This is a genomic window from Aliidongia sp. (assembly GCF_035943795.1).
GTDB lineage: Bacteria > Pseudomonadota > Alphaproteobacteria > ATCC43930 > CGMCC-115725 > Aliidongia.
Genome location: NZ_DASZBY010000028.1, coordinates 1 through 10,013, shown reverse-complemented (window position 1 = coordinate 10,013; position 10,013 = coordinate 1). Strand labels below are relative to the sequence as shown.

The window sequence follows — 10,013 nt, the reverse complement described above, 5'->3', positions numbered from 1 at the left end:
CCGGCTGGTCTGCCCGATCGGCATCGCGGGTGCCGGCAGCAAGCATCCGGCCGAGATTGCCGTCGCGGTCGCGGCGCAGATTCTGCAGATCGATCAGGTCGTCCGGCTGCGACCCCCGATGCCGGATGCCGCCAAGGCATCGAACGGAGGAGCGTGACGTGAGCGCCGAAATCTTCATGCGCCGTGCCATCGCGCTGTCGGTCGAGCAGGCCCGTTCCGGCGGCGGCGGCCCGTTCGGCGCGGTCATCGTCAAAGACGGCCGCATCATCGCCGAGGGCGCCAACCGTGTGACCTCGTCGCATGATCCGACCGCCCATGCCGAGATCGTGGCGATCCGCAACGCATGCGCGGCCCTGCATGATTTCAGCCTCGCCGGCTGCCAGATCTACACCAGTTGCGAGCCTTGCCCGATGTGCCTGGCCGCGATCTATTGGGCACGGCTCGACCGGATCCATTACGCCAATGGGCGGGCCGACGCGGCGCGGATCGGCTTCGACGATGCCTTTCTCTATGACGAGATCCCGCGTCCCGTCGAACTGCGCCACATCCCGACCGACCGGCTGCTGCCCGAGGAAGCCCTGGCGGCTTTCGCCCTGTGGGAGCGCAAGCCGGACAAGATCCGCTACTGACCGATGCCGCGAGCAGGCGCGCCCGTGATCTATCTGGATTGCCCGGCGACCACGCCGTGCGATCCGCGCGTGCTCGATGCCATGCTGCCGTTTTTTTCGGCAGCCGCCGCCAATCCGCACAATCGCCACCACGCACCGGGACGGGCGGCCGCGGCAGCGATCGAGCAGGCCCGCCGCCAGGTGGCCTCGCTGATCGCGGCCCGGCCGGCCGAAATCATCTTCACCTCCGGCGCTACCGAGGCCAACAACCTGGCCCTGAAGGGCATTGCCCGGGCCTGGGCCGGCCGCGGCCGCCATATCGTGACCGTCGCCACCGAGCATGCCTCGGTGCTGGAACCCCTGGCGGCGCTGGCTCGCGAGGGCTGGACGGTCACCATCCTGCCGGTCGATGGCGGCGGCCGGGTCGATCCGGACCATGTCGCCCAGGCGCTTCGGTCCGACACGATCCTGGTCTCGGTCATGGCGGTGAACAATGAAACCGGCGTGATCCAGCCGCTGGCCGAGATCGGCGCGCTGTGCCGGGCGCGCGGCATCCTGTTCCACAGCGACGCGGCCCAGGCGGCCGGCAGGCTGCCGATCGACGTTGGCGCGTCGAAAATCGACCTGTTGAGCCTCAGTGCCCACAAGCTCTACGGACCGCCGGGAGTAGGGGCGCTCTACGTGCGCCAGTGCGCATCCAACGACCCGGTGCCGCTGCTGGACGGCGGCGGGCAGGAACGTGGGCTGCGGCCGGGCACCCTGCCGACGCCGCTTTGCGTCGGTTTCGGCCAGGCCTGCGCGCTCGTCGTCACGGAAGCGGAGCAGGCCGGCATCGCCCGGCTCGGCGAGCGCCTGTGGCAGGGGCTGCGCCGTCGCGTCCCGGGATTGCGCCGCAACGGCAATCCCGCTTATTGCGTCGCGGGCACGCTCAGCCTGACCTTCCCCGGCCTCGACGCGACCGATCTCATGGCGGACCTGCCGGACCTGGCCCTGTCGACCGGTGCTGCCTGCCAAGCGGAGAGCGGCGCACCCTCCTCGGTCCTGAGCGCCCTCGGCCTCGACGCTCCGGCCGCGCAAGCGACCCTGCGTTTCGGCCTCGGCCGCTTCACGACCGAGATGGAAATCGACCGGGCTGTCGCCATGATCGGGCGGGCCCTGGCGAAGCCGGAGCCGTGAGGGTCGGGGCGCGGGACATCACCCGGCCTGTTGCTGAAACGGCAACACACGAAATCCGGGCAGATCGATATGCAGCCTGCCGTGGATTTGGTCGGCCGGCGGCCAGGCACCTGTCTCCGGCGCCGGCGAGCACACTGTGATCCGCGGGCCACGGCCCGTCGTGGGAGAGATGCCCGGCGCCCATTCCGGCTCGCCCGCTGGCACGGATCCTGCTACCGGAATGCGAACGCTGCCGCGATCAGGACATTCATCGGCGCCTATCGTGGCGCGATATTCGAAAGCCGCAGGGCGACAGGCTTCAGGGTAAAGGGGGTGCGGCCTGGCGATCCGGAGAGGTCGGGGCGCCGCGCCGCTCGGTTCATGAATATTGAAAATGGGGGACTGGTGATGAGGGGCTTCAGGCTTGGACCGGCAACGGCCCGTCGGACATTCTTGCTGGGCGCCTGCGGCGTCTCGGCGATGGCGTTGATGACGGGGGGAGCGACGCCGGCGCGCGCGCAGAACGCGGCGACGCAGACCGCCGCCGCACCGGCGCTCGAACAGATCGTCGTGACGGCGGAACATAAGCCGGAATATGAAAAGGATGTGCCGATCGCGGTCACGTCGCTCAACGCCCAGACGCTGGATGTGCTGACCTCGAGCGGCGACGATATCCGCTTCCTAGCGTCGCGGGTGCCCAGCCTCAACGTCGAATCCTCGTTCGGCCGCACCTATCCGCGCTTCTATATCCGCGGCCTCGGCAATTCCGACTTCACCTACAACGCGCAGCAGCCGGTCTCGGTCGTCTATGACGACGTGGTCGTGGAAAACCCGATCCTGAAGGCGTTCCCGATCTTCGACGTGCAGGACGTCGAGGTCCTGCGTGGTCCGCAGGGTACGCTGTTCGGCCGCAACACCCCGGCCGGCGTGGTCAAGGTCGATTCGAAGCGGCCGAACGACGATTACAGCGGCTTCGTCGACCTCAGCTACGGCAATTACAACACGCTCGATTTCACCGCGGCGGTCGGTGGCGCGATCATCCCGAACAAGCTCGACTTCCGCCTGTCGGTCCTCGAGGAGCGGCGCGACGACTGGGTCCATAACACCAATGCGGCGACCGCCTACAACAAGAACCTGGAAGGCTACACCGACACCGCCGCCCGACTGCAGCTGCTGTTCAAACCGACCGACACGCTGGATGCGCTGCTCGAGTTCGACGGCCGCTCGCTCGACGGCACCGCGCGCGTGTTCCGCGCCAACGTGATCCAGCCAGGTACCAACAATCTGGCGCCGGGCTTCAAGGTCGACCAGGTCAATCTCGATGGCGACAATTACCAGAACCTCGGCACCTGGGGCACGCATCTCACCATCAACAACGACTTCGGTCCGGTAACCCTGACCTCGGTCAGCGCCTACGAGCATGGCAGCATCCGCAGCCGTGGCGACATTGATGGCGGCAATTTCTCGGTCCCGCCGCCGCTCGGCACGTCCGGCCCGAACCTGTTCACCGACGAGACCAGCGACTCGGTCCCGGGCCTCGACCAGATCACACAGGAATTGCGCCTGTCGACGAACGGCGATGGCCGGTTCTTCAACCAGGGCGGCTTCTTCTATTTCCACGAATACCTGCGGGTCGACTCGTTCTCCTACAACGCGGATGGCTCGACCGCGGTGTCGATGAACCAGACGCAAGGGACGGAATCGTTCGGCGTGTTCGATTCCGCAACCTACAAGGTGACCGACGATCTGACGCTGGGTGCCGGCGTGCGCTTCAGCACGGACTCCAAGGATTATAACGTCGGCTGCTTCATCGGCTGCTTCAATCCGATCCGACCCACGCTGCACACCAGCGACTCCGACACGACGTTCGACCTCACTGCCACCTATGCGGTGACGCCGGACATGAACGTCTATGGCCGGATCGCCACCGGCTACCTGGCGCCGGCGCTCGATGGCCGCAACGTGGAATTCGACGGCTTCTCGGGTCCGGCGCCGCTGTCGATTACCAAGGCGGAAACGACGACCTCCTACGAAGTGGGTCTGAAGTCGAGCCTGCTCAACCATCGCGCCAACCTCAACCTCACCGCCTATGCTTGGGATACGGACAATCTGCAGCTGGCCGCGGTCGGCGGCTCGTCCCAGGGCACCAACCTGATCAATGCCAAGTCGGCGATCGGCGAGGGCTTCGAGGTGGAGTTCGAGTACAAGCCGATCGACGAATTGCTGCTGACCACCAGCGGCAGCTACAACTTCACCCAGATCCAGGACTCCAGCCTCGAGGTCGGGCGCTGCCCGTTCTGCACCGTGACCAACCCGATTGATCCGGTGACCGGCAACGTCAAGATCAACCATAATCCGCTGCCGAACGCGCCGCGCTGGGTGGTGAATGGCTCCGCGCGCTACAGCATCCCGATGAACAAGGACAACGAGATCTACGGGCTGACCGACTGGTCCTATCGCAGCACCGAGAATTTCTTCCTCTATTCGGCGAAGGAATTCACCGGCCAGTCCCTGCTGCTGGGCGGGCTGCGCATCGGCTACATCGATCATGCCCGCGGGTTCGAAGTCGCCGGCTACGTGCATAACATCCTCGATGAGGTGAAGGTGACGGGGGCGGTCGATTTCGACAACCTGACCGGCTTCGTCAACGATCCCCGCACCTATGGTGTGGAGCTTCGGTACAAGTTCTAAGCGTCGGCCACGGCGATCCAGGGGTCGGGCTTGCCCGGCCCCTTTTTCTTCCAGGAATTCGATCCCATGCGCTTCTCGTTCGCCGGCCTCGCCCTGGCGGCCCTCATGCTCGCCGTCGCGCCGCACGCCCGGGCGGCGGAGCCGATGCTGGTCGTGCACGACAATGATTTCATCGGCCCGGGCGGGCCGGACATCCAGCCGGTCGTCATGCTGATCGGCAATCCCGCCGTGCGCGTGCTGGGGTTCACGGTGGTGAGCGGCGACGGCTGGCGCGACGAGGAAACCGCCCATCTGCTGCGCTTTCTCGAGATCGCCCGACGCACCGACCTGCCGGTGGTGAACGGCGCGGTCTTCCCGCTGGTCAATTCGGCCGAGCGTATGCGCGCCTGGGAACAGGCCTACGGCAAGATCCCTTGGAAAGGCGCCTGGAACGACCCGAAGCCGGGGGAAAATTTCCACCCGAACGAGCCGTACCTGGTGCCGGACAATCCGTCGGGCAATCCCACGACCAAGCCGGCCCCCGGCACTGCCGCGGATTTCCTGATCCGGCAGGTGCGCGAATATCCACACCAGGTGACGATCCTCGCGACCGGACCGCTGACCAACCTGGCGCTGGCGATCCGGCTCGATCCCGAATTCGCCGGCCTCGCCAAGGAACTGGTGTTCATGGGCGGCCTGATCGGCAACAACCCGCAACAGGTGACCGGCGACGCGGACTTCAACTCCGACTTCAACATCCTGTTCGACCCGGAGGCGGCGCATATCGTGCTGACCGCGCCCTGGGCCCACATCACTTCGCTCGGCACCGTCACGAACCAGACCATGATGTCGCCGGACCTGATCGAGCGCATGGCGTCGGTCAAGACGCCGGTCACCGAGTTCCTGGCCAAATACACCATCAAGCTACCGCTCTGGGACGAAATGGCCGCCGCTGTCGCGGTCGACCGCAGCCTGGTGACCAGCCAGATCGAGGCCTACATGGATGTCGACCTGGAGCACGGCATGCACTACGGCCAGGTCCATGTCTGGCCCGAAGCGATCACGCCGCACCAGGGCGAACGCAAGGTGACGATCGTGGAGGGGGTCGACCTCGACCGGTTCTACGACCAGTTCCTCAAGGCCGCGCAGTTTCCGGTGAAGGGGAATTGAGGGAGCCCACCTCCTCGCCATCCCCACGCAGGCGGGAGATGGAAAAAGGCTTCCGCCTTCTCGGCATCCTTGCGTGTCGGCTTAGGTCGATGCAGTGATGACCCCACCGGCCCAGCGAGGCCGGGTTCATTCTGCGGAGTGCCGGGAAGCGATGAGGCTCGAAGTCGGTTTGCGGTTCCTGGCGGCGCTGTTCGCGTTGGCACCCTTGCCGGCCGTGGCCGCCGAGGCGGATCCGCCGATCCTGTTCGTCCATGGCAATGGCGACAGTGCCGCGCTGTGGGAGACCGACATCTGGCGCTTCGAAAGCAACGGCTACGATCCGGCCTTGCTGAGTGCGGTGGATTTTCCGCACCCGATGGCGCGCGCTGCCGACGACGTGCCGGAGCCCAATCGCAGCAGCACGGCCGATCAGACGGCCGAATTGAAGCAGGCGGTCGACCAGGTCCTGGCCGCGACCGGACGGACCAGGCTCGTGCTCGTCGGCTCATCCCGCGGCGGCTATCCGATCCGCGACTATATCCGCAACGACGGCGGCCGCGCGACCGTGGCGCTCGCGATCCTTGCCGGCGTGCCCAACCACGGCGTGTTCGCCCTGCCGTTCAAGCGCGCGTCGGAATTCAACGGCGACGGTCCGTTCCTGTCGGGCCTCAACCGGCCGCCCGAGGCCGATCCCGGCGTCCGCTTCGTGACCCTGCGCAGCGACCATCTGGACAAGTTCGCGCAGCGGACCGGTCGGTTCGTCGGATTTCCCTATGTGCCGACCTTCGTGAACCATGACGGTCCGGCGCTGGAGGGCGCACGCAACATCGAGCTGCCCGGCCTCGATCACCGGGAATCCGCGTTCCACCGCCTGGCATTCCAGGAGATGTACCGGGCGGTGACCGGCCATGACCCGGCGACGCTCGACCCGACGCCGATCGATCATCCGGTCCTCGACGGGCTGGTCAGTGGAACCGAAAACGGCGCGCCGACCAACCTTCCGCTGGTGGGCGCCACGGTCGAGCTCTACGAGGTCGATCCCGCGACGGGCGTTCGCCTGGGACCGGCGGTCCATCGCCGGACGATCGACGCCGACGGCCGATGGGGACCGTTCACCGGCAGCCCGACGGCCTATTACGAATTCGTGGTTGCCGCTGCCGGCTATCCGACGAGCCATATCTACCGGACGCCGTTTCCCCGCTCATGGCGCTATCTGGACCTGCGATTGGCGCCGCTCGATCCGGCTCACCGCGCCAGGGCCGGCAGCCTCGTGACCCTGGTCCGGCCCCGCGGCTACCTCGCCCACGGCCGGGACGTCTTTACCATCGACGGGACGGAACCGCCCGGCGTCGACGACGGCATACCGGCGGTCGATGCGGTGACCCGCGGCTTCGATGCCGGACCGTCCCGATCGGTGCCGGTCGCCCTCAACGGCGAACGGATGACCGTGCGCACCTTTCCGCTCGCCGACGATCAGGTCGTCTTCGCCGAATTCCACTATTGAGGCAGGGGCCACCTGCTACTGCACCTGGTCCGGCCAGCGGACCTGCTTCAGGCACCACAGCATGGCCTGTTGCCGCGTGATCCGGCCGGCGCGATCCATGTCCAGCTTGGCGAAGCGCCTGGCCGCCTGGTCCATGAAGTCCTTCTTCGTGACTTGGAACCGCAGGCTCGTGTCGGCCGACATCACCGGATCCGGCTCGACGCGCGGATCATAGCCGCCTCCTTGGACCAGATCGCTGATCGAACGCGATTTCTTGCCATACCCGGGGTTCGACCCGCCCGACGAGCCGCTGGCCCCGGTGCTGGACGAATTGGAAGTGGAGATGCTGCTGGCATCCGCGACCAGCACCGGTCTGGCGCTGCCGTCGCCACCGCCCCCGCCGACGCGGTTCAATGGCTTCAGCGGTTCGTGGCCCTCGAAGCCGGCGCGATATTGCGCGAGCGTGCCCGGCGTGATGGTGCCGTCATGGTTCAGGTCCATGCGGTTGAACTGGATCTCGGCATCCGCCATGAACTCGGCGCGGTCGATCACGCCGTCGTGCCTCGTGTCGATCCGGTCGAACCAGGTGCCGAGGATGGCCGGGCAGCCGGGCGAATCGAAGCCCTGCAGCGGTGGTGTCGCCAGCGGCTCGCCATTGGGCGTGGTGACCGCGATGGTGAACGGCTTGTGCGCCTCGTCGCCGTTGCAGGCGGCGAGCGAAAGGACGATGGCCAGTGCTACGAGCGGTCGGCGAAGGAAGTGGGCGGAGTTCATCGGACAACGTCTCTCAAAAAGTCTCTGTCGCTATTCGGCGGCTTGCCGGGCCGGCAGGAGGCGGGCGCGGGCGGCGGCATATTCCTGCTTCAGCCGATCGACCAGTGCCTCGGCACCGACCACCGACTTGACCGCGCCGATGCCCTGGCCGGAACCCCAGATGTCGCGCCAGGCTTTCGACTTGGCGCTGCCGCCGAAATTCATCTGGGACGGGTCGGATTCCGGCAGATGGTCCGGATCGAGCCCGGCCTGGACGATCGAGGCTTTCAGATAGTTGCCGTGCACGCCGGTGAACAGGTTGGTATAGACGATGTCGTCCGCCCGGCCGTCGACGATCGCCTGCTTGTAGGCCTCGGTCGCATTCGCCTCCGCCGTCGCGATGAAGGCGGACCCGACATAGGCGAGGTCGGCGCCCATGGCCTCAGCCGCCAGTACCGCGCCGCCGTTGGCGATGGCGCCCGACAGTACGACCGGGCCGGAGAACCATTCGCGGATCTCCTGGATCAAGGCGAACGGCGACAGCACGCCGGCATGGCCGCCGGCGCCCGAGGCGACTGCGATCAGCCCGTCGGCGCCCTTGTCGATCGCCTTGCGGGCGAATTTGTCGTTGATCACGTCATGCAGCACGATGCCGCCATAGGAATGGACGGCCGCGTTCAGGTCTTCCCGCGCGCCCAGCGAGGTGATGACGATCGGCACGCGATATTTGACGCAGAGCGCCAGGTCGTGTTCCAGCCGGTCGTTGGATTTATGGACGATCTGGTTGACCGCGAACGGGGCTGAGGGCCGGTCCGGATGGGCCGCATCATAGTCGGCGAGTTCGCGCGTGATCCGTTCCAGCCATTGCTCCAGCACTTCGGCGGGCCGGGCGTTCAGGGCCGGAAAGCTGCCGACCACGCCGGCCTTGCACTGGGCGATCACCAGGTCCGGACACGAGATGATGAACAGCGGCGACGCGATGACAGGCAGTTGCAGGCGATCGCGCAGGATGGCGGGCAGGCTCATGATCTCTCCTGGGGGCGCTCCGGGCGCCCTCGCTGCCGGCACCTTGCCGCCCGCCGGTTCCGCGCGCAACCGTTCTGCGTTGGGCACCCCCTTTCCCCCGGAGGCCGGCTCGCCTAGAATGTCCCTTCGACGGTTCCCCTCCGGGGGATCAAAAGGGAACGCGGGTGAAGCCGCGGCTGCCCCCGCAACTGTAAGCGACGAGCCGGCATCTGTTGCGCCACTGGGATGTCCCGGGAAGGCGGATGCGCCAGGCACCGACCCGCGAGCCAGGAGACCTGCCGTCGAAACGCGCCAGAGCGGCAACGACGGGCGGGGTGCACCGGCGGGATGGTTTCCGAATGAACTCTCGGGGACCGGCCTTTGCACGCGATGGCGAGCTGTTGGAGTTCGACGAGCGTGTCCCAGACGACCAAGATCCCCGCGACCATCGTCACCGGCTTCCTCGGTGCCGGCAAGACGACCCTCATCCGCCACCTGATCGCGAACGCCGGCGGCCGCCGCCTGGCGCTGATCGTCAATGAATTCGGCGAGCTCGGCTTCGACGGCGACCTGCTGAAGGGCTGCGCGTCCGAGACCTGCCGTGCGGAAGACATCGTCGAGCTGGCGAACGGCTGCATCTGCTGCACCGTCGCCGACGATTTCCTGCCGACCATGGAGGCGCTGCTCGGCCGCGCCCAGCCGCCCGACCATATCATCATCGAGACGTCGGGCCTGGCGCTGCCGAAGCCGCTGGTCCAGGCGTTCGACTGGCCGTCGGTCCGCACCCGGGTCACGGTCGACGGCGTGGTCGCGGTCATCGATGCCGATGCCACCGCCGCCGGCCGGTTCGCGACGGATCCCGTGCTGCTCGCGGCCCAGCGTGCCGCCGACCTGAATTTCGAGCATGACGCGCCGCTGGAGGAACTGTTCCACGACCAGCTCGCCTGCGCCGACCTGGTCGTGCTGACCAAGACCGACCTGCTCGAAGAGCCGTCGATCGCGGTGGCGCATGCGGAAATCGCCCGCTTCACCCGGCCCGGCGTCAAGACGGTGAAGGCGAGCTTCGGCGAGTTGCCGGCCTCTGTCCTGTTGGGCCTGGGGGCCGCCGCCGAGGACGATGTCGCCGGCCGCAAGTCGGTCCATGACGGCGAAGGCGAGCACGACCACGATGATTTCGACAGTTTCTGGCT

General features: G+C 66.9%; 8 protein-coding genes and 1 riboswitch. Of the genes, 6 read left to right on the top strand and 2 right to left on the bottom strand.

The features are described from left to right. Positions 1 to 158 precede the first annotated feature (158 nt). The 5 genes from VGV37_RS04300 (at position 159) to VGV37_RS04280 (ending at position 7,086) form a co-directional block, all read left to right on the top strand. Positions 159 to 629 (top strand): nucleoside deaminase, encoded by a 471-nt coding sequence (locus VGV37_RS04300; RefSeq protein WP_326878387.1) that lies wholly within the window; start codon positions 159 to 161, stop codon positions 627 to 629. A gap of 24 nt (positions 630 to 653) precedes the next feature. Beyond that, on the top strand, positions 654 to 1,784 hold the full coding sequence (locus VGV37_RS04295; protein WP_326878386.1) for a cysteine desulfurase family protein: 1,131 nt from the start codon (positions 654 to 656) through the stop codon (positions 1,782 to 1,784). A 468-nt stretch (positions 1,785 to 2,252) separates the two neighbouring features. Beyond that, positions 2,253 to 4,454, top strand: coding sequence for a TonB-dependent receptor (locus VGV37_RS04290; RefSeq protein WP_326878385.1), 2,202 nt, complete (start codon positions 2,253 to 2,255; stop codon positions 4,452 to 4,454). A 30-nt stretch (positions 4,455 to 4,484) separates the two neighbouring features. Then, positions 4,485 to 5,603: a nucleoside hydrolase gene (locus VGV37_RS04285; protein ID WP_326878384.1), complete on the top strand. Its 1,119-nt coding sequence runs from the start codon at positions 4,485 to 4,487 to the stop codon at positions 5,601 to 5,603. A 151-nt stretch (positions 5,604 to 5,754) separates the two neighbouring features. After that, entirely contained in the window at positions 5,755 to 7,086 is a 1,332-nt protein-coding gene (locus VGV37_RS04280; RefSeq protein WP_326878383.1) for a hydrolase, read from the top strand. A 15-nt stretch (positions 7,087 to 7,101) separates the two neighbouring features. On the opposite strand, the gene VGV37_RS04275 is transcribed toward VGV37_RS04280, so the two are convergent. Both VGV37_RS04275 and VGV37_RS04270 read right to left on the bottom strand, forming a co-directional pair. After that, positions 7,102 to 7,839 carry an EF-hand domain-containing protein gene (locus tag VGV37_RS04275; protein WP_326878382.1) on the bottom strand — a complete coding sequence of 246 codons (738 nt, stop codon included), beginning with the start codon at positions 7,837 to 7,839 and terminating at the stop codon, positions 7,102 to 7,104. Positions 7,840 to 7,869: 30 nt separating this feature from the next. Beyond that, positions 7,870 to 8,844, bottom strand: coding sequence for a nitronate monooxygenase family protein (locus tag VGV37_RS04270; RefSeq protein ID WP_326878381.1), 975 nt, complete (start codon positions 8,842 to 8,844; stop codon positions 7,870 to 7,872). Between the two features lie 113 nt (positions 8,845 to 8,957). Further along, positions 8,958 to 9,141, top strand: a riboswitch (cobalamin riboswitch). Positions 9,142 to 9,240: 99 nt separating this feature from the next. On the opposite strand from VGV37_RS04270, the gene cobW reads away from it, so the two are divergent. After that, positions 9,241 to 10,013: cobalamin biosynthesis protein CobW (gene cobW / locus VGV37_RS04265; protein ID WP_326878380.1), on the top strand; the 773-nt coding region annotated here is incomplete at its 3' end.

Coding starts and splice junctions, on each gene's coding strand:
- VGV37_RS04290 (WP_326878385.1), top strand. CDS start 2,253: ATGACGGGGGGAGCGACGCCGGCGCGCGCGCAGAACGCGGCGACGCAG.
- VGV37_RS04280 (WP_326878383.1), top strand. CDS start 5,755: ATGAGGCTCGAAGTCGGTTTGCGGTTCCTGGCGGCGCTGTTCGCGTTG.
- VGV37_RS04275 (WP_326878382.1), bottom strand. CDS start 7,839: ATGAACTCCGCCCACTTCCTTCGCCGACCGCTCGTAGCACTGGCCATC.
- VGV37_RS04270 (WP_326878381.1), bottom strand. CDS start 8,844: ATGAGCCTGCCCGCCATCCTGCGCGATCGCCTGCAACTGCCTGTCATC.